This window comes from Delftia acidovorans SPH-1, from assembly GCF_000018665.1.
In the GTDB taxonomy this organism is placed as follows: domain Bacteria; phylum Pseudomonadota; class Gammaproteobacteria; order Burkholderiales; family Burkholderiaceae_C; genus Comamonas; species Comamonas acidovorans.
In genome coordinates this window covers 3,598,392-3,618,032 of sequence record NC_010002.1, presented here as the reverse complement: position 1 = coordinate 3,618,032, position 19,641 = coordinate 3,598,392, and the positions used below count along the sequence as shown (strand labels likewise).

Genomic DNA, 19,641 nt, shown 5'->3' with positions numbered 1-19,641 from the left:
ACGCAAAAACCCCAGGCCACGCGGCCCTGCACCGATGCCGGGCCGCGCCGGCTGCGCCACAATGCGCCTGCCAAGCTCAGGCCCCATGCCTGACTCCAAGCCCATCGAAACCTTCCAATGAAGTTACTGATCGACTTTTTCCCCATCATCCTGTTCTTCGTCGCCTTCAAGGTCTGGGGCATCTACACGGCAACGGCCGTGGCCATCGTCGCCACCATTGCCCAGATCGCCTATCTGCGCGTGCGCCACGGCAAGGTCGAGCCCATGCAATGGGTGAGCCTGGGCGTGATCGTGCTGTTCGGCGGCGCCACCTTGCTGGCCCACAACGACACCTTCATCAAGTGGAAGCCCAGCGTGCTGTACTGGCTCATGGGCAGCGCCCTGTTGATAGGCCAGCTGGTGTTCCGCAAGAACCTGCTGCGCTCGGTCATGGGCGCGCAGCTGCAACTGCCCGACAACGCATGGCGCACCCTGAACTGGAGCTGGGCGGCGTTCTTCGCGGTCATGGGCGCGCTCAACCTGGTCATCGCCTACCGCTTCGACACCGACACCTGGGTCAACTTCAAGCTGTTCGGCGGCATGGGGCTGATGCTGGTCTTCGTGATCGGCCAGGCCATCTACATGAGCCGCTTCATGCAGGAAGACAAGGGCGAGGCAGCAGCCGCCACGCCCGACGCCCTGCCCCCGCCTGGCGTGCAGCAGGACAAGCAGCCATGAGCGCCCCCGCCCATCCGCTGCCCATCACCGCCGAAGCCATGCAGGCCGTGCTGCGCGAGCGCCTCGCCCCCGATCACCTGGAAGTGATCGACGAGAGCCACCAGCACGCCGGCCACATGGGCGCCAACGGCACCGGCTTCGGCACGCATTTCCGCGTGCGCATTGCGTCACCTTTGTTTCAAGGCAAGCCACGCGTGGCACGCCATCGCCTTGTGTATGATGCGCTGCAAGAATTCATTGACCAGGGCGCACACGCCATCGCCATCGAGGTTCTTTGAACTTTTACAGGCTCCGACGATTCGGAGCCTGTTGCGTATCCGCGCTATAGAATCAATTTTTCCTTCATATCTGGAATTCGCATGAAAAAACAGCTTCTGACCAGCCTGGTGACTGCCGCCGTGCTGAGCACCGCGGCCCTGTCCGCCTCGGCCCAGAACATCGCCGTCGTCAACGGCAAGGCTGTGCCCAAGGCACGCGCCGAAGCGCTCAAGCAACAGATCGAGCAAAGCGGTCGCCCCGTGACCCCCGAGCTGGAAGGGCAGATCAAGGAAGAAGTCATCGCCCGCGAGATCTTCATGCAGGAAGCCAACAAGCGCAGCCTGGCCAACAGCGAAGCCTACAAGCAGCAGATGGAACTGGCCCGCCAGACCATCCTGATCCGCGCGCTGTTCGAGGACTTCCAGAAGAAGAACCCCGTGACCGACGCCGAAGCCAAGGCCGAGTACGACAAGGCCGTCGCTGCCAACAGCGGCAAGGAATACAAGGCCAGCCACATCCTGGTCGAGTCGGAAGACCGCGCCAAGGCCATCATTGCCGAGATCAAGGCCGGCAAGAAGTTTGAAGACATCGCCAAGAAGGAGTCCAAGGACCCCGGATCCGGCGCCCGTGGCGGTGACCTCGACTGGGCCAACCCCGGCAACTACGTGCCCGAGTTCTCCGAAGCCCTGATCAAGCTCGAAAAGGGTGGCATGACCCAGGAGCCGGTCAAGACCCAGTTCGGCTACCACATCATCCGCCTGGACGACGCACGTCAGGCCGAGCTGCCCAAGTTCGAGGAAGTCAAGCCCCAGATCGTGCAGCAGCTGCAACAGCAAAAGCTGGCGCAATTCCAGGAATCGCTGCGCGAAAAGGCCAAGATCCAGTAAGATGCGTACGAGTCGGCGGTTTTTGCCGCCGGCCTGACCATCACCAGCCCGCCTTGTGCGGGCTCTTTTTTTGTCCAACGCCCCTGTCAAAAACAAAAGCTGCCCTCTGGGGGCAGCTTGCACGCATTGTTACCTGCGGCCGACACGCTGAGCGTCGGGCCCCAGGCAATCCGGCACTTCAGAACTGATAGGTTGCCGTTACCCTGGCCGTGCGGCCTTCGCCGTATTCAACGGCCGAGGAACGCGACTGCTCGCCCAGGCGCTGGCGCACGCCGGCCACATAGGCCTTGTTGCCGATGTTTTCGAGATTGAGCCTGAGCTTCCATTGCCGGTTGAGTTCATAGCCGACCATGGCGCTGTGCACCCAATAGGCAGAGAGTTTCCCATCGCCTGCCGAGGTGACATTGCGCGTGCCCACGAAGCGCACCCCATAGCCCACCGTCCAGCCTTGGGGCAATGCATAGGTGGTCCACAGGTTCAGCGAATGGCGCGGCGTATTGCCCAGCGCCTGGCCCACACGCGCAGGCTCGTTCAATGACTTGAGGGTCTTGCTGGCCATGAAGGTGTAGTTGGCGAAGACATCCCATTGCGGCGTCACCTTGCCTGCGGCACCGAGCTCCAGCCCGCGCACGCGCTGCTCTCCGGCCAGCAGATAGCTGCCATCGGCCATCTGCTCGCGGGCATTGGTCTTGTCCACCTGGAACAGGGCGCCGGTCAGCGCCAGCTGGCGGTCCAGCACATCCCACTTGGCTCCCAGTTCCAGGCTGGTGTTCTTCTCGGGTGCCAGCGAGGCCGTGGCCGCATCCAGGCCCGAGCCCGTGGAGACCAGAAATTCGGCGGAAGGGTTGAAGGCCGTGCCGTAGGCCAGGTAGATGCGGCCATTGTCGGCGGGCTTGAAGCTCAGGGCCGTGCGGCCGCTGAGCCGGCCGTCGGAGCTGTCCACCGCGGTGCGCACGCCAGCGGCCGTTGTGGCGTTGGAGCGCCCGTCGATCCAGTCATAGCGCAGGCCCAGGTTCAGATCCCAGCGCGGACCCAGCGCAATGGAGTCGGTGGCATACAGCGCGCGGGTGTCCAGGCTGGTTTCGTTCCTTCCGCTGTTTTGCAAGTCCGTCGTGCCCGTCCAGTATCCGGGCGGACGGGCCAGCGGATAGCCGCCGGCCGGGAACTGCCGGTTGATGTTGTAGGAAGAGGTGGTGCGGTCATAGGTCTCGCGCGCGATCTCGAAGCCCGTGATCAGCGTATGCCCCAGCACGCCTGTGTCGAAGCGCTGTGTCAGGTTGGTCTGGTTGATCCACAGGGTGGTGGCCGCATCGCGGCCATAGGCCTGGGGCCCTGCGGGCCGGTAGTAGCCAGGCTGCATGCCCCGGAGATCGACATGCGAGGCAGAGATCACGGTATCGCGGCTCAGCCGCGAGTAGCGCGAGAGGTTCTGCAGCTTGGCGCCCGAGGCGAAGTCATGCTCGATCTTCGCGGTCAGGGCATCCTTGCTGATCTTTTCCCGGTCAAGGTTGCGCCATCCGAAGTAGGCATTGCGCGAGACGCCATCGAGCATCTTGCCGCGAAAGGCCGGCACGCCGAAGTCGGGAAGATTGTCATCGTTCTGGTGGAAGAAGCTGAGAGTCACGCGCGTGGGCGAATTCAATCCCAGAGCCAGCGAGGGCGCCACACCCCAGCGCCGCTTGAAGATGGTGTCGCGCCCGGCCACGTCGCTGTCATGGCCCATGAGGTTCAGGCGCATGGCGGCCTTGCCGCCAGCCAGCACACGGTTGGTGTCGAGCGTGAGGCGCCGGTAGCTGGCCGTGCCCAGGCCTGCGTCGGCCTCGGTGAAGTCATGGGCCTTGGGCTGCTTGCTGATCATGTTGATGCTGCCGCCCGAGGTGCCTGCCCCGCCAAAGACCGAGTTCGGGCCCTTGATGACTTCGACAGACTCCGTGTTGAAGAGGTCGCTGCGGTTGTTCTGCCCACTGTCGCGCAGCCCGTCGATCTGCAGGTTGGCGTTGGCGCTGAAGCCGCGGATGTTGATGCTGTCGCCCGAGCCCGCACCGCCCTCGCCCGCATTGAAGGTGATGCCCGACACATTGGACAGCGCCTGCTGCAGGCTCAGGGCGTTCTGTTCCTGGAGCACCTGCCCCGGTACCACCGTAATGGTCTGGGGCACGTCCAGCAGCGGCTTGGCGTACTTGACCGAGTCGGATGCCTCGGTGCGCGAGCCGGTGGTGCGCGGCCCCGAAACGGTGACCGGCGCCAGCTGGACCTGGCGATCCTCAGAGGACACATCCTGCGCGTATGCGGGTGTGACCAGCGCCGCAGCGAAGACCGAATAAAGGCATGACTGGGGGCCGGAGACGAAAGGTCGGGAACGGCAATCTGAAGTGCGCATGGCAAGGGCCTTTGTTGAAAATGGAAATCATTTGCAACAAGACCTTTCCCAGCAATCAGATCCGTCTGATTCTGGTGTTCAGACCTCGATTTCAGGCGTTTTCGCTTGCGTCGATCAGCGCGCTCCCGCCTCCTGCAGCAGCCGCTCCACCTCATGCTGGCTGCGCTGGCGGGCGTGGGCCAGGGCCGTGACGCCGTCCTTGTCGGGCAGGCTGAGGTCCGCCTTCGCCGTGATCAGCTGGCGCACGATGTCCTGGTAGCGCGGGCCACCATCGCCCAGCAAAACGGCTTCGAGCAGGCAGGTCCAGCCCAGCCGGTTCACATGGTCGGCCCGCACCCCGGCAGCCAGCAAGGCCTGCACGGTATCGACGTGGCCGCGCTCGCAGGCAGGGATCAGCGCCGTGCCGCCGTAGCGGTTGACGCTTTGCAGGTCCGCACCATAGGACAGTGTCATGCGCAGGATTTCCAGCCGGCCCAGGGCACCGGCCAGCAGATAGGCGCTGTCCTGCAGGTCGTTCTTGAGATTGGGATTGGCCCCGTGGACCAGCAAGGAGCGCGCGACCTCGACATGGTTGCCACGCACGGCCAGCAGCAGCGGCGTGTTGCCCTGCGGATCACGCACATCCACCGGCGCGCCGCGCTTGAGCCAGTCGCGCACCTGCAGCGCTTCGCCCGCCTGGGCGGCCGCCAGCAGCGCGGGGCCGAATTCGGGGCGGTTCACCACACCCTCCTGCGCCTTGGCCGCGTCGCGGCCCTCGGCGGCTGCGGCAACGGCCTGGGCCTCCTGCGCCTGGACATCCGCCAGTCCCGCCGCAAGGCAGGCCGTCAGAATCGCCGCGTGCCGGCCCTGCGCGCCGGATCGGGAAACAGCATGGTGCATACAAGCCCTCCTGGAAAACACTGTGGTGCGGCAAGCGTACGGCAAGCCCGGGCGATTGCACGCGAACCCGGGGTGCCGCCCGTCAGTTTCATTCAGGAACTATAGCGGCATCGCCTGATCCCACGCGCTTTCCCTGGGCTCGGCCCGCGCTGGAAAGTCTCCGCGCGCCAGCCGACCTCGAACGAAAGGAGACCCGTTCCCGTGCCTTGCAATCAACGCCGTGCCGCCCGCTGGCTGGCCGCAGCCGCCACCGCCCTCGCCGTCCTCACCACCACCCTGGCCCCGGCCGTCGCCCATGCGCGCGAGTTCGTCAGCGTCAAGGGCACCAGCGTCAATGTGCGGCAGCAGCCCACCACGCGCTCGGCCACGCTGTGGGAGCTGGGCAAGGGCTATCCGCTGCAGGTGGTGCAGCGCAAGGGCCAGTGGCTGCGCGTCAGGGACAACGAGAGCACGCTGGGCTGGGTGCATGCGCCGCTGACCGGCAAGACCCCGCACATGGTGGTGACCGGACGCACCGCCAACCTGCGCGCTGGCCCGGGCCAGAACCATCGCGTGGTGGGCAAGCTGGCTGAAATGGAAGTGGTGCGCACGCTCAGGAAACAGGGCTCCTGGGCCCAGGTCCAGCGCGACAACGGCCAAAAGGGCTGGGTGGCGCGCAGCCTGACCTGGGGCTGGTGAACCAGGCGCTGCGCCGAACGTTCAGCCGTTGACCACGACCTGCGCGCGCGGCGCATAACCGTGGTTCAGCGGGCCATGGCCGGCGCCCGTGAACACATCGGCGCCGGCCGCAATCGCGCCCAGGATGTACTCGCGCGCCTGGGCCACGGCCGCATCCAGCGGCAGGCCCAGCGCCAGGTGAGAGGCAATCGCCGAAGACAGCGTGCAGCCCGTGCCGTGCCCGTTGTGCGTGGCAATGCGCTGCGACTGCAGGCGCAGCCGCTGGCCGTTGCCATGGCCCAGCAGGTCCACCACCAGATCGCCCGACAAGTGCCCGCCCTTGAGCAAGGCGGCCGGCGCGCCCAGCGCCAGCAGTTCCTGCACGGCGCCGTCCAGTGCGTCTATGCCATCAATAGAGCGGCCCAGCAGCAGCGCTGCCTCGTCCAGATTGGGCGTGACCACGGTGGCCAGGGGGAACAGCTCGCGCACCAGCACGGAGGCGGTTTCCGGCGCGATCAGCCGGTCGCCGCTGGTGGCCACCATCACGGGGTCCAGCACCACGTTGCGCAGCTGGTGTCGGCGGATGGCATCGGCCACCACCTGCACCACCTCGGGCGTGGCCAGCATGCCGATCTTGACGGCGTCGGCGCCGATGTCCTCGACCACCGCATCGATCTGGCCGCGCAGTATGTCCACGGGAATGCCGTGGATGCCGCTGACGCCCAGCGTGTTCTGCACGGTGATGGCCGTGATGGCCGTCATGCCGTAGCAGCCCAGGGCGCTGCAGGTCTTGAGGTCGGCCTGTATGCCGGCGCCGCCGCCGCTGTCGGAGCCCGCGATGATGAGCACGCGGGCATAGCGCTTGCGCGCGGCGGGAGCCGGTTCGGGGGATGCGGCGGTCGAAGGGGAGTGGTCGGCAGTCATGGGCGAAAATTATCACCCATGCGCATGGTCAATACCGGCAGCTGCGGGATGTGCTGTAATGCCTGCTGACGGACGAAACAGGGGTGTCCCGTCGGTGAAACAGGGCCTGGCCCGCCTCACCGATGCGTGACTGAGAAACACCCTGGGGCCCCGGGGCGACCAGCCCCCTGCCGCACAAGCCTGCACCACAGGCACCTTGCCGCGCAGCGCCCCTGCACCCGATCCAGGTCATGCTGGCGTGGGGAGTTTCAATCAATCGGGGTGGTACGCCGCGTTTTGTCCAGCACATGCCCTGTGCGCGGACAGCCGGCCGGCAGTCCCACGGGCATGGGCGCACTTGACCACCAGATGCACATGTCCGTTCTACAAGCTTCTTCCCGCATCGCCATTCTGGGCGGCGGCCTCATGGGCCGGCTGCTGGCATTGGCGCTGGCCCGTCGCGGCCACGGCATTGCCGTATACGACGCCCACGGCCCCGAAGGCGATGGCGCCGCGGCCCGCGTGGCAGCCGCCATGCTCGCGCCCCTGGCCGAATCGGCCATCACCGAGCCCGGCGTGGTGCGCATGGGCCAGCACGGCCTGACGCGCTGGCCCGAACTGCTGGCCCAGCTCGATGCGCCCGTGTTCTTCCAGCAAAACGGCACCCTCATCCTCTGGCACCGCCAGGACGCGGGCGATGCCCAGCGCTTCTTCGGCCTGCTGGAGAAAAACCGCCGCATCAACCCCAGCCTTCCCGCGCTGCAGCCGCTGGCCGACCAGGCCCTGCACGACTGCGAGCCCGCGCTTGAGCGGCGCTTTGCCCAGGCCATGTACCTGCAGGGCGAGGGCCAATTGGACAACCGCCAGCTGCTGGCCTCACTCCACGCCACGCTGACCCGCCTGGGCGTGGAGCAGCACTGGAACCAGCCGCGCGAGCTGGCCGACTTCCGTCCCGGCACGCCGGGCCAGCCCGACTGGGTGCTGGACTGCCGGGGCCTTGGCGCACGCGGCCAGTGGCCTGCGCTGCGCGGCGTGCGCGGCGAGGTGGTGCGCATCCACGCGCCCGAGGTCACGCTGCAGCGGCCCACGCGCCTGATCCATCCGCGCTACCCGATCTACATTGCGCCCAAGGAGGACCACCTCTTCGTCATCGGCGCCACCGAGATCGAGTCCGACGACATGTCGCCGGCCAGCGTGCGCTCCACGCTGGAGCTGCTGAGCGCCGCCTACACCGTGCATCCGGGTTTTGCCGAAGGCCGCATCGTCGAGATCGCCACCCAATGCCGCCCCACCCTGCCCGACAATCTGCCGGCCGTGCGCTGGAGCGCGCCGCGCGTGATGGAGGTCAACGGCCTGTACCGCCATGGCTTCATGATCGCGCCGGCCATGCTGGACGTGGTGCTGGAGCTGCTCGACAGCGGCGATTCCGAACTGGCCCGCCGCTTCGATGTTGCCGTCGAGCATGCGCCATCGCAGCACAAGGCAGCCGCCTGAACGGCACGCACGGCACTTTCACGCACAACAGACCGGACATGCACGCAGGGTCGCCAGGCCCGGCCCTGCCTAAGATCGAACAAGCCCCCGTACCCGCCTTTCGTTTTCCCCCAGCCGCCATGAACATCACCATCAACCAGCAAGCGACCGAACTGAGCGACGGAGCCACCGTGGCCGACGCGCTGGCCCAGCTTGCGCCGCGCCCGCCCTTTGCCGTGGCCATCAACACCGTCTTCGTGCCCAAGGCCCGCTATGCCGAGCAGGCGCTGAACGACGGCGACCGCCTCGAAGTGATCTCGCCCGTGACCGGCGGCTGATGCCCCATCCGACTCTCCCATTGCCTCACGCCATGACGACTTCCGCCTCTTCCTCCGACGACAGCCTGGTCCTGTACGGCCAGCGCTTTGACAGCCGCCTGCTGCTGGGTACCTCCCGCTACCCCTCGCCCGCCGTGCTGGAAGCTGCCGTGCAGCGCGCCCGCCCGGCCATGGTCACGGCCTCGCTGCGCCGCCAGGGCAGCAATGCCGCCGAGACCGGAGCCAGCTTCTGGGAACTGCTCAGAAAGCTCAACGTGCCCGTGCTGCCCAACACCGCCGGCTGCATGACCGTGCAGGAAGCCGTGACCACGGCCCAGATGGCGCGCGAAGTCTTCGAGACCCCCTGGATCAAGCTGGAGCTGATCGGCGACGACTACACCCTGCAGCCCGACACGCTGAACCTGGTCGAGGCCGCCTCCATCCTCATCAAGGACGGCTTCCAGGTCCTGCCCTACACCACCGAGGACCTGGTGCTGTGCCAGCGCCTGGTGGATGTGGGCTGCCAGGCCGTCATGCCCTGGGCGGCGCCCATCGGCACGGGCCGCGGCCCCGTCAACCCCTATGCCATGCAGACGCTGCGCGAACGCCTGAAGGTGCCGCTGATCGTGGATGCGGGCCTGGGTCGGCCCTCGCATGCCTGCCAGGTCATGGAATGGGGCTATGACGCCGTGCTGCTGAACACGGCCGTGGCCCTGTCCGAAGACCCGGTAGCCATGGCCGGTGCCTTTGCCGATGCCGTGAATGCCGGCCACGCCGCCCACCGCGCCGGCGCCATGGCCGAGCAATCGGCCGCCCAGCCCAGCACGCCCGTGCTGGGCACGCCGTTCTGGCACCACGGCTGAGGAGACCGGCCATGAGCAACGACTCCATCCAATCCTGGGCAGATGCCATCGTGCGCCTGCACGGCGCCACCTTCGCCCCTGAAGGCTCCGCCCTGCCCTCCCAGCCCGTGCCGCAGGCACAGCGCCAGGAGCCGGCCTATCTTGCGGCGCTGCAGGCCTGCAGCGCCCTGGGCTTCATCGCCATCGACGCCCAGACGCTGGCCTGCGCCTGGCAGGCGCAGACGCTGCGCAGGGGCCGCTTCGAGGCCACGCTATGGCCCGACGATCCGCGCGACTTCGGCCTGGAGGGGGCCGATCCCGCACTGGCCTTCCCGGAGTGCCCAAGGTCCCTGGGCCTGTACGGCGTGCTGCCCGATGCGCAATGGGTGGGCCGCATGGCCCGCGCCGGTGTGCCCACCGTGCAATTGCGCTTCAAGTCCGAGGACCGCGACGCCATCGCCCGCGAAGTGCGCTCCGCCGTGGCTGCCGTGGAAGGCACGGGCGCACTGCTCTTCATCAACGACCACTGGCGCGAGGCCATCGATGCCGGCGCCTATGGCGTGCACGTGGGCCAGGAAGACCTGGACGCGCTGGCCGGCGCCGACCTGCAGGCCATCCACGCCTCGGGCCTGCGCCTGGGCGTGAGCACGCATGGCTATGCCGAAATGGTGCGTGCCCATGCCGTGCAGCCCAGCTACATCGCGCTGGGCGCCGTCTTCCCCACCACGCTCAAGAAGATGGCCACGGCTCCGCAGGGCCTGGCGCGCCTGGGCGCCTATGTGCGGCTGATGCAGCGCTATCCGCTGGTGGCCATCGGCGGAATCTCGGCCGACCAGTTCCCGGCCGTGCGCGCCACGGGCGTGGGCTCGGTGGCCGTGGTGCGGGCGCTGGTCAATGCCGAGGATCCTGAAGCGGCGGCGCAGCAGTTGCTCGCGCGCATGCACGCTGCAGGCTGAGTTCCTGCTGGGCACGCCCAAAAAAAAGGGAGCAGATGCTCCCTTTTTTCGATGCACACCGCTCAGCCCTTGGGCGGATCCTTGTCGTCTGCCTGCGGCGACGCAGGCTGTGGTGATCGACGAAAGGCCGGGTCGGTCTCACGCGACAGCAGCATGTCCACCGAGCGGCTCAGCGGCTCGTCCAGGCCACGGTGCTCACGCACGGTGTCGGGCGGCTCCAGCTCCCACTTGTCCAGCGCCAGGTCCATGTCCAGCGGCGCCTTGAGATTGTGGCTGCTGAAACCCACGGCACCCGAGCCGGGCACCGACAGCGTCACGGGCGGAAAGCGCGAGGGCACATCGACATGCGGCAGCTCGTTCTCGCCCAGGTCCGTGAGGTCTATGTCCAGCAGCGGTGCCGACTCATCGTGGATGAAGGAAGGCGCCTCGCCCAGGGGCACGGCGCGCACCTGGCCTGCGGGCAGCTGGCCGGCCTGATCCAGATCGAAGTTCAGGGGCTGCAGCTCGAAGTGCAGCGGTGCGGACAACGAGTCCGGTGCGCTGCTCGCAGGCCTGTGGCCGCCACCGACAGCACCCGTGGACAGGGGCAGCGTGTCCATGGGGGTGAACTCCAGGCCCGGCTCCAGCGGCGTCACCGAGGCCGGCTGCGGCTGTGCAGGTTCTATCGGCGGCTGCAGCTCTGCCATCCAGTCCACGCCCGTGGCCGCGGATGCAGGAGCCTGCGCCGGCGTGGCTTCTGCCGCCGCTGTGAAGGCAGCAGCGCCAGCCGTGGCTGCGCCGGCTACGGCCGTGCCTGCCACCATGCGCGGCGTGGTGCGCTCGCGCGGGCCGGGTTCGCCGCGTGTTCCGGCAGGTGAAGTGCGCGCAATGGACAGCAGCAGCAGCAGGTCGTCGAAGGCGGCCAGGTCGAAAGGGGCCGGCGCATCGGGGTCGGGTGCGCCGTCCTGCTTGAACAGGTAGTGCGCCAGGCAAGCTTCGACTTCGTCCACGGGCCACAGGGCCTCGATGCGTGCCAGTTGCTCGGGATAGCCCTGCAGCAGGCTGCTGCCCTTGTCGGTAAAGCCCGGCATGGCCGGCACGCGGGCGTTGAAATGCCTGGCAAAACGCGCGCGCAGCTGGTCGAAATCGTCGCGGCGGCTCAACGTGTAGTACAGGTGCAGCAGCTCCAGATAGGCCAGCGGCGAGGAATCCTCATGCGTGTCGATATGCGAGCGCAGCAGCTCGATGGCCTGCTGGTGCTCGCCCACAGAGATGAAGAATTCCGCCTGTTGCTGCACGTCGAACAGTTCGCCGGGCTGCACCATGCGCCTGGCCTTGATGGCCTCGGGCCCGGACGTGCGCACAGGTGCCGGGGCCTGCGGCGCAGGCTCGGTTTCCAGTTCGGCATGCACGGACACAGGCACGGGAATGGTGGCCGGGCCGAAGTCGCCAGGGTCCACATCCTCATGCAGCTCATAGGTCACGCCGGGGCGCATCTGGGCGCCGCGCTGCACATAGGGCGAAGCCAGGGTATCCGGTCCCCGGCGGTCGTCCTGCTGCGGTGCCGCAGGCCGGTGCTCACGCAGGCTGGGGGCCATGGGCCGCGTGGGCCTATGGGGATCCAGGGAATGCGGCAGGGTGTGAATCTCGTCATCGCGCACATGCGGCGGGGTCGACGGCACGGGGTCCTGCGACGAACGCTCCACCGATTCCCGCCAGGCATCCGGCTCGCGCGAGAACAGCAAAGCACCCGAGCGCATGCGCCAGGCCATCCAGCCGATCACGGCCACGGCGGCAATCAGGGCCAGTAGCAGCGCATTGAACAGCCAGGATGAGCCGCCGGACTCCTGGCGCATTGCGTCCAGCTCGGCCCGCAGCTGGGCCAGTTGTCCACGGTCCACGCCGTCGCGCTTCTTGAAGGCCGCCATCTCGGCCTCCAGCGCCTGCACGCGCTTGTTGGCCTCGGCCAGCTGCTCGCTGCCGGCATCGAACATGGGAGCCGCAGATGCGGCGCCGCCTTCGGGTGTTCCGGGTGTTCCGGCTGCTCCAGCGGCGCCCGGCGTGCCGCCCGTGCCCAGCCATTCCTCCACCGGCTCCATGCGCAGGCGCGGTTCGATGCGCAGGCCCGCCTGCAACTGCCCGGCCTGGGCCTGGGCGGTCACGCCCACGGGCGGCCTGGATTTCTCGGCCGCCGCCTTGGGCTTGGCCTGGGGCTTTGGCTTGGGCTGGGGTTTCGGTTCCTTGGCAACGGGCACCGCTGCGGGCCTGGACTCGGCCCGGGCGCTGCGGCCAGCGGCCGGACGGGAGGAAGAAGTCGAAGATGGGTCGGAAGCGGCACCAGCGGCACCAGCGGCCGCCAGCGCCGGCTGGGCTGCCGCCAGCTCCCGCACATTGATGGGTTGATTGCCCGTGGCATCCACCGACTCGGGCAGCTGCGCCAGCAGCGTATAGCTGCGGCTGATGCCGCCACCTTCGCAGCCCGCCCACAGCTTGAGAGTCACGATGGGCTCGTCCACCGTATAGCGGGCCTGCACCCGCACGGCCTTGCCCGACGAGGTCGGGCTGACACTGACGCGCGAGGATTCGATGGGCCTGTCACCGGCCAGCAGCTCGGCGCGCACGCAGGAGCTGCCGGCATCGTTGCCGCTATCGGGCTGCAAGCCCACCACCAGGTCGAACGGAGCGCCCAGCACCACGTTGCCTCGAGGACTGCCCAACGACAATGCGGACGCGTTCCAGGCCATGGAGGACAGGGCGACGCCGAGAATGGTGCTACAAATTCTCACATCAGCCTTTCTTTGAACGCTTGCATTTTTGCATAGACACCTGTAGGACACCTCCTCTATGTATATGAACCAAAACAACATTTCTCCTATCAGGAGCGTCGGATTGATAGGCGCAGGCATCATGGGGCAAGGCATTGCCCAGTTGGCCGCCCAGGCAGGCGCCAGGGTGCTGTTGCAGGATGCCCGTCCCGGTGCTGCCGCACAAGCGCAACAACAGCTGCTTGGGCTGTGGGACACGCTGCAAAAGAAACAAAAAATAACAAGTGAGCAGGCCGCAGATTGCAAGGCCCGGCTGACGGTAGTGGACGGTCTCGATGCCTTCAAGAACTGCGACCTGGTGATAGAGGCCATCGTCGAGCGCATGGATGCCAAGCAGGCGCTGCTGCGCGAGCTGGAGGCCATCGTTGCGCCCGGGACCCTCATCGCCAGCAATACCTCGGCCCTGTCCATCACCACGCTGGCCACGGCGCTCAAGCACCCGCAGCGCTTTGCCGGCTTTCACTTCTTCAACCCGGCACCGCTGATGAAGGTGGTGGAGATCGTGCGCGGCCTGGCCACGGACGAGGCCACCTGCGCCACGCTGGCACAGTTCGCGCGCAGCTTCGGCCACACGCCCGTGCGGGCGCAGGACACGCCGGGCTTTCTGGTCAACCACCTGGGCCGCGGCTATGTGACCGAGGCGCTGCGCATCGTGCAGGAAGGCATTGCCGACTTCGCCACCATCGACCGCATCCTGCGCGAGCAGGTGGGATTCAAGCTCGGCCCGTTCGAGCTGATGGATCTCACCGGCCTGGATGTCACCCATGCCGTGATGGAGCACATCTACCACCAGTACTACCAGGAGCCGCGCTACCGCCCCAGCCCCATTGCCGCGCAGCGCGTGGCGGCCGGCCTGCTGGGCCGCAAGACCGGCCGGGGCTTTTACCGCTATGCCGAAGGCCGCGCCGAGCAGCCTGCCGAGCCTGCCGTGCCGCAGGTGCAGACGCTGCCACCGGTCTGGGTGTCCGCACGCGCGGCCCGGCGCAACGAGATCTACCAGTTGCTCAAGAGCCTGGGCGCGCGCATTGAAACCGCGCAGGCACCGACCGAGCAGGCCTTGATCCTGGTGGCGCCGCTGGGCCTGGACGTGACCACGGTGGCTGCCGTGGAGCGGCTGGACTGCACGCGCACCATGGGCATCGACATGCTGATCGCCGACGCCGACACGCGCCGCCGCGTACTGGCCACCACGCCGGCCACGCGCACCGACATGCGCGATGCGGCCCATGCGCTCTTTGCCAGCGATGGCAAGGCCGTCAGTGTGATCCGCGACAGCGGCGGCTTCGTCACCCAGCGCGTGGTGGGCTCCATCGTCAACATCGCCAGCGACATCTGCCAGCAGGGCATCGGCAGCCCGGCCGACCTGGAAAAGGCCGTGACCCTGGGCCTGGGCTATCCCATGGGCCCGCTGGCCATGGGCGACCGCTGGGGCCCCACCAACATGCTGGAGGTCCTGTTCAACCTGCAGACCGTCTACGGCGACCCGCGCTACCGCCCCAGCCCCTGGCTGCGCCGCCGTGGAGCGCTGGGGCTGAGCCTCACGCACGAGGAGCCATAAGCCCTGCAAAGCCGGCGACCCGATGCAAGACGGGTCGCCTTTTTTTCGCCGCCCTGCCCCGTTTTCGGCAGGCCCAGACACCGAAGTGACAGGCCCGCCGGCGGCATGCTGCGCCGCGGCGGTCCCACACGCGACAATGTGACCGTCATCAGTCACGCAAAAGACAGGCCATGGACGACCCGATTCTTACCATCGAAGAACGTGAAGCGATCAATTCCGGTCGCTGGTTTTCATCACTTTCTCCATCGCTTCGGCACGACATTCTTCGATGCGCTTACGTCAAACGGTTCAAAGATGGCACGCTCATCTGCGCACGCGGAGAACCGCCCGAGGAATGGATCGCCTGCGCCCGCGGTGCGGTGCGCGTGAGCTCGACCTCGATCACGGGCAAGCAGATCACGCTGGACTACGTGGAGCCGGGCATCTGGTTCGGCGACGTGGCCATCCTGGACGGGGACAAGCGCACGCACGATGCCTATGCGCACGGCGAGACCACGCTGCTGTGCGTGTCCAAGACCGACTTCAAGAAAATCCTGTCCATGCATGTGGAGTTCTCGGAAGCCATGCTGCGCCTGCATGCACGGCGCATCCGCCAGCTCTACGGCCTGGTCGAGGACCTCAACACCCTGCCGCTGCGCGCGCGCCTGGCCAAGCAGCTGCTGCACCTGGTGCGCAGCTACGGCGTGACCAGCCTGTCGGATGGCAGCGAGATCCGCATCGGCCTGCACCTGGCGCAGGAGGAACTGGCGCAGTTGCTGGGCGCCTCGCGCCAGCGCGTGAACCAGGAACTCAAGGCCATGGAGCGCGAGAACGCCATCCGCATCGAGCCGGGCGGCCTGGTGGTCTGCGACCGCGACACGCTGCTGCGCATCGCCGCGCCCGACGCCTGAACCTGCGCGGCCCGCGCCGCGGCCTTTTCCCTGCCACATCCCTTCCACCGACCGGACGTTCGCGCCGGCCGGTGCCTTGCCGCGCCCGTGCCGCGCGGCCGCACCCCTTTCTAGAACCGGTTTCCGAACCGATCACAGGACTGACTGCCCCATGAGCACTTTCGACCATTTCGTAGGCACGCGCCCCGTCTCCGACCAGCACGCATTCGACGTGCCCGCGCTCACCGCCTGGATGCAGGGCCATGTGCAGGGCTTTGCCGGCCCGCTGCAGGTGGAGATGTTCAAGGGCGGCCAGTCCAACCCCACCTACAAGCTGATCACCCCGGGCCGCAGCTACGTGATGCGCTCCAAGCCCGGCCCCGTGGCCAAGCTGCTGCCCTCGGCCCATGCCATCGAGCGCGAGTTCCGCGTGATGAAGGGCCTGGCCGGCACCGACGTGCCCGTGCCCCACATGTATGCGCTGTGCGAGGACGAGTCCATCATCGGCCGCGCCTTCTACATCATGGAGTGCATGGAAGGCCGCGTGCTCTGGGACCAGTCCTTGCCCGGCATGGAGCCGGCCCAGCGCGCCGCCATCTACGACGAGATGAACCGCGTGATCTCGGCCCTGCACACCGTGGACTTCGCGGCCCAGGGCCTGGCCGACTACGGCAAGAGCGGCAACTACTTCGAGCGCCAGATCGGCCGCTGGAGCAAGCAGTACGTGGCCTCGGTCACCCAGCCCATCCCCGAGATGGACCAGCTCATGCAGTGGCTGCCCGCCCACATGCCGGCCAGCGCGCTGGATGCCTCGCGCGTGTCCATCGTGCACGGCGACTTCCGCCTGGACAACCTGATGTTCCACCCCACCGAGCCGCGCGTCATCGCCGTGCTGGACTGGGAGCTGTCCACCCTGGGCCACCCGCTGGCCGACTTCAGCTACCACTGCATGAGCTGGCACATCCCGGCCACGCTGGGCCGGGGCATCGCAGGCAAGGACCTGGCGGCCCTGGGCATTCCGGACGAAGAGGAATACATCCGCCGCTACTGCGAGCGCACGGGCCTCAAGGACGTGGACACGCTGCGCGCCGACTGGAACTTCTACATGGCCTACAACATGTTCCGCATCGCGGCCATCCTGCAGGGCATCGCCAAGCGCGTGGAGGCCGGCACGGCCTCCAGCGCCCAGGCCAAGGCCTCGGGCGACACGGCCCGGCCCATGGCCGAGCTGGCCTGGTCCTTCGCCCAGCGCAGCTGAGCCATCCAGACCACCAGCCCCCAACACTCACCGATCACCCCGTTTCCACCACAAGCGACAAGCCAAGAGAAGGAGCGCATCCATGGACTTTGAATATTCGCCCAAGACCAAGGACCTGCAGGAACGCCTGCTGAAGTTCATGGACGAGCACATCTATCCCGGCGAAAAGGACTATGCCGCCGAGATGGAAGCCAACACCGCCGCAGGCAAGCGCTGGACGCCGCTGCAGACCATCGAGAAGCTCAAGGTCAAGGCCCGGGAGCAAGGCCTGTGGAACCTGTTCCTGCCCGTGGACAGCGCCGAGGCCGCTGGCTACAAGGGCGGCGGCCTGACCAACCAGGAATACGCGCCGCTGGCCGAGATCATGGGCCGCGTGCCATGGTCCAGCGAGGTGTTCAACTGCTCTGCGCCCGACACCGGCAACATGGAGACCATTGCGCGCTACGGCAGCACCGAACTCAAGGAGCGCTGGCTCAAGCCGCTGCTGGAGGGCAAGATCCGCTCGGCCTTCGCCATGACCGAGCCCGAGGTGGCCTCCTCCGACGCCACCAACATCTGCACCCGCATCGAGCGCCAGGGCGACGAGTACGTGATCAACGGCCACAAGTGGTGGATCTCGGGCGCCGGCGATCCGCGCTGCCAGGTCTTCATCACCATGGGCAAGACCGACCCCGATGCGCCCAAGCACTCGCAGCAAAGCATGATCATCGTGCCCGGCGACGCGCCCGGCATCCGCATCGTGCGTCCGCTCAACGTCATGGGCTATGACGACGCGCCGCACGGCCACATGGAGATGTACTTCGAGAACGTGCGCGTGCCCGTGGGCAACATCCTGCTGGGCGAGGGCCGTGGCTTCGAGATCGCCCAGGGCCGCCTTGGCCCCGGCCGCATCCACCACTGCATGCGCCTGATCGGCCTGGCCGAGCGCGCGCTGGAGCTGATGTGCAAGCGCGCCAGCTCGCGCATCGCCTTCGGCAAGAGCGTGGCCCAGCAGACCGTGACGCAGGAGCGCATCGCCGAGGCGCGCTGCCGCATCGACATGGCGCGCCTGCTCACGCTCAAGGCCGCCTGGCTGATGGACATCGCCGGCAACAAGGTGGCACGCAGCGAGATCGCCATGATCAAGGTCGTGGCTCCCAGCATGGCCTGCCAGGTCATCGACTGGGCCATGCAGGTGCACGGCGGCGGCGGCATGAGCGACGACTTCCCGCTGGCCAGCGCCTACGCCCACGCGCGCACGCTGCGCTTTGCCGACGGCCCGGACGAGGTGCACCGCAACGCCATCGCCAAGTGGGAGCTGGGCAAGTACGGCGCCTACGGCAAGGATGCCGGCGTGCCCATCACGCGCGGCAGCTGAGCAGGCTTCAAGCCTGAGGCCTGAGGCCGCACACCCGGCAGGACCGGGTGGCGGCCCTGGCCCTTCCCTCTCAGCCAGGTGGCAATGCCTCCTGGCTTTTTTGTGCCTGCCTTTCCGGCATTTCAGTGCCTACGGCAGGCGCCTCCCATCCCCCGCCCAGCGCACGGTACAGCGCCACGCGCGCCTGCAGCTGCAGCAGGCGCTGCAGCACGGCATCGTCCTGGGCCGCGTACAGCGTGGTCTGGGCCTGCAGCAGGGACAGCAGGCTTTCCGCCCCGGCCTTGTAGCGCAGCTCGGCCAGCGACACGGCCTGGCGGGCCTGGGCCAGCACCTCGGCCTGGGCCTCGGCCTGGGCCTTCAGGCCGTGGACGGCGTTGAGCGCCAGGTCCACATCGCCATAGGCGGCGACGATGGACTTGTAATAGCCGGCCAGCAGCTCCTCGCGCCGGGCCTGGGCGCCATCGCGTTCGGCCGCCAGACGGCCGCCGTCGAAGATGGGGCCGGCGAGGCCGGCCAGCAGCGAATAGACAGGCTCGCGCAGCCAGTCGCTGGCGCGCCCAGCGCTGGTGCCTGCACTGCCCGTGAGGGTCAGCCGGGGCCACAGCGCTGCGCGGGCGGCCTGCAGGTTGGCGCTGGCGGCGGCCAGCTGCGCTTCCGCATTGGCAATGTCGGGCCGGCGCTGCAGCAGCTGCGTGGGCAGGCCTGCGCCGATCTCGGGCAGTTGCAGGGCTTGCAGCGAATCCGTGGCCAGCGCGGGGCGGCGGGCCTGGCCCAGCAGCACGGCCAGCGTGGCATCGGCATCCTCGCCCTGGCGGCGCAGCGTGGCCAGGGCCTGGCGCTGGCTGGCCACCAGGCCGCGTTGCTGCGCCAGCTCCAGCTGGGTGGCGGCGCCTGCGCGCGCGCGGGACTCCACCAGGCCCAGCAGCCGCTCGGCATTGGCCACGTTGCGCGCCGCAATGGCCTGGCGTTCGCGCAGCGCCACGGCCTGCAGCCAGCCATGGGCCACCTGGGCGGTGACCGTGAGGCGCACCGTGTCCTGGTCGAACCGGCTGGCCTGCCAGGCCGCCGCCGCCGCATCGCGCGTGGCGCGGTTGCGGCCCCAGAAGTCCACCTCATACGAGGCCGTCAGCGCGGCGCCGTAGACGCTGGCCTGCCCGCCCGCCACCTGTGCATGGTTCATGCGCTGGGCGCGCAGCTCGCCATTGAGCGACGGCAGCAGCGCCGCGCCTGCCTGGCGCGTGGCCGCCTCGGCCTGGCGCACGCGGGCCATGGCGGCAGCCATGTCCAGGCTCTGGTCCTGGGCGGCCTGCACCATGCCGCCCAGCTCCGTACTGCCAAAGGCCTGCCACCACTGCGGTGAAACAGAGGCAGGGACGGCTTCGCCCTGCTGCTTCCACGAAGCGGCCAGCGCAGGCGCTGTCCTGTCCGGCATCGTCTGCTGCGCGGCGCAGCCGCCCAGCGCAGCCAGGGCCAGGGCGATGCAGCCCAGGCGCGCCGGCATCGTCTTGTCGTTCATGTCTTTCATC

The 19,641-nt window shown here is 67.8% G+C and carries 17 protein-coding genes; 12 read left to right on the top strand and 5 right to left on the bottom strand.

Annotation, left to right across the window (positions count from 1 at the left end; all coding sequences use genetic code 11):
• Window positions 1–117 precede the first annotated feature (117 nt).
• The 3 genes from DACI_RS16620 to DACI_RS16610 all read left to right on the top strand — a co-directional run bounded on the left by DACI_RS16620 (window position 118) and on the right by DACI_RS16610 (window position 1,862).
• Entirely contained in the window at window positions 118–717 is a 600-nt protein-coding gene (locus DACI_RS16620; RefSeq protein WP_012205138.1) for a septation protein A, read from the top strand.
• A complete protein-coding gene (locus tag DACI_RS16615; protein ID WP_012205137.1) occupies window positions 714–995 on the top strand; it encodes a BolA family protein in 282 nt (93 codons plus the stop codon). The genes DACI_RS16620 and DACI_RS16615 overlap by 4 nt, the downstream gene beginning before the upstream one ends.
• Before the next feature lie 81 nt (window positions 996–1,076).
• Complete coding sequence (locus tag DACI_RS16610; RefSeq protein ID WP_012205136.1) at window positions 1,077–1,862, top strand: foldase protein PrsA; 786 nt, start codon at window positions 1,077–1,079, stop codon at window positions 1,860–1,862.
• Window positions 1,863–2,040: 178 nt separating this feature from the next.
• Here the strand turns inward: DACI_RS16610 and DACI_RS16605 are convergent, their stop codons facing one another.
• Window positions 2,041–4,242: a TonB-dependent receptor gene (locus tag DACI_RS16605; protein ID WP_012205135.1), complete on the bottom strand. Its 2,202-nt coding sequence runs from the start codon at window positions 4,240–4,242 to the stop codon at window positions 2,041–2,043.
• Between the two features lie 114 nt (window positions 4,243–4,356).
• Entirely contained in the window at window positions 4,357–5,121 is a 765-nt protein-coding gene (locus tag DACI_RS16600; RefSeq protein WP_012205134.1) for an ankyrin repeat domain-containing protein, read from the bottom strand.
• A gap of 201 nt (window positions 5,122–5,322) precedes the next feature.
• Between DACI_RS16600 and DACI_RS16595 the strand changes: the two genes are divergently transcribed.
• Window positions 5,323–5,799 (top strand): SH3 domain-containing protein, encoded by a 477-nt coding sequence (locus DACI_RS16595; protein ID WP_012205133.1) that lies wholly within the window; start codon window positions 5,323–5,325, stop codon window positions 5,797–5,799.
• A gap of 21 nt (window positions 5,800–5,820) precedes the next feature.
• Here DACI_RS16595 and thiD read toward each other — a convergent pair whose 3' ends face one another.
• Window positions 5,821–6,702 (bottom strand): bifunctional hydroxymethylpyrimidine kinase/phosphomethylpyrimidine kinase, encoded by an 882-nt coding sequence (gene thiD / locus DACI_RS16590; RefSeq protein WP_012205132.1) that lies wholly within the window; start codon window positions 6,700–6,702, stop codon window positions 5,821–5,823.
• A 354-nt stretch (window positions 6,703–7,056) separates the two neighbouring features.
• Between thiD and DACI_RS16585 the strand changes: the two genes are divergently transcribed.
• The 4 genes from DACI_RS16585 (at window position 7,057) to thiE (ending at window position 10,269) form a co-directional block, all read left to right on the top strand.
• Entirely contained in the window at window positions 7,057–8,175 is a 1,119-nt protein-coding gene (locus DACI_RS16585) for an FAD-dependent oxidoreductase (RefSeq protein ID WP_080518239.1), read from the top strand.
• A gap of 119 nt (window positions 8,176–8,294) precedes the next feature.
• The gene (gene thiS / locus DACI_RS16580) at window positions 8,295–8,492 is read left to right on the top strand and encodes a sulfur carrier protein ThiS (protein ID WP_012205130.1); all 198 of its coding nucleotides are present in this window, start codon (window positions 8,295–8,297) and stop codon (window positions 8,490–8,492) included.
• 32 nt (window positions 8,493–8,524) lie between these two features.
• Window positions 8,525–9,334, top strand: coding sequence for a thiazole synthase (locus DACI_RS16575; RefSeq protein WP_016446735.1), 810 nt, complete (start codon window positions 8,525–8,527; stop codon window positions 9,332–9,334).
• Window positions 9,335–9,345: 11 nt separating this feature from the next.
• Entirely contained in the window at window positions 9,346–10,269 is a 924-nt protein-coding gene (gene thiE, locus DACI_RS16570; RefSeq protein WP_012205128.1) for a thiamine phosphate synthase, read from the top strand.
• A gap of 62 nt (window positions 10,270–10,331) precedes the next feature.
• Here the strand turns inward: thiE and DACI_RS16565 are convergent, their stop codons facing one another.
• Window positions 10,332–12,965, bottom strand: a complete 2,634-nt coding sequence (locus DACI_RS16565) for a type IV pilus assembly protein FimV (RefSeq protein WP_225970935.1) — start codon at window positions 12,963–12,965, stop codon at window positions 10,332–10,334.
• Window positions 12,966–13,092: 127 nt separating this feature from the next.
• Between DACI_RS16565 and DACI_RS16560 the strand changes: the two genes are divergently transcribed.
• The 4 genes from DACI_RS16560 to DACI_RS16540 all read left to right on the top strand — a co-directional run bounded on the left by DACI_RS16560 (window position 13,093) and on the right by DACI_RS16540 (window position 18,115).
• Window positions 13,093–14,631 carry a 3-hydroxyacyl-CoA dehydrogenase gene (locus tag DACI_RS16560; protein ID WP_050771850.1) on the top strand — a complete coding sequence of 513 codons (1,539 nt, stop codon included), beginning with the start codon at window positions 13,093–13,095 and terminating at the stop codon, window positions 14,629–14,631.
• A 170-nt stretch (window positions 14,632–14,801) separates the two neighbouring features.
• A complete protein-coding gene (locus tag DACI_RS16555) occupies window positions 14,802–15,521 on the top strand; it encodes a Crp/Fnr family transcriptional regulator (RefSeq protein WP_012205125.1) in 720 nt (239 codons plus the stop codon).
• Window positions 15,522–15,672: 151 nt separating this feature from the next.
• Complete coding sequence (locus tag DACI_RS16545; RefSeq protein WP_012205124.1) at window positions 15,673–16,758, top strand: phosphotransferase; 1,086 nt, start codon at window positions 15,673–15,675, stop codon at window positions 16,756–16,758.
• Window positions 16,759–16,840: 82 nt separating this feature from the next.
• Window positions 16,841–18,115 (top strand): acyl-CoA dehydrogenase family protein, encoded by a 1,275-nt coding sequence (locus DACI_RS16540; RefSeq protein ID WP_012205123.1) that lies wholly within the window; start codon window positions 16,841–16,843, stop codon window positions 18,113–18,115.
• A gap of 70 nt (window positions 18,116–18,185) precedes the next feature.
• On the opposite strand, the gene DACI_RS16535 is transcribed toward DACI_RS16540, so the two are convergent.
• Window positions 18,186–19,640: an efflux transporter outer membrane subunit gene (locus DACI_RS16535; protein WP_012205122.1), complete on the bottom strand. Its 1,455-nt coding sequence runs from the start codon at window positions 19,638–19,640 to the stop codon at window positions 18,186–18,188.
• Window position 19,641 lies beyond the last annotated feature (1 nt).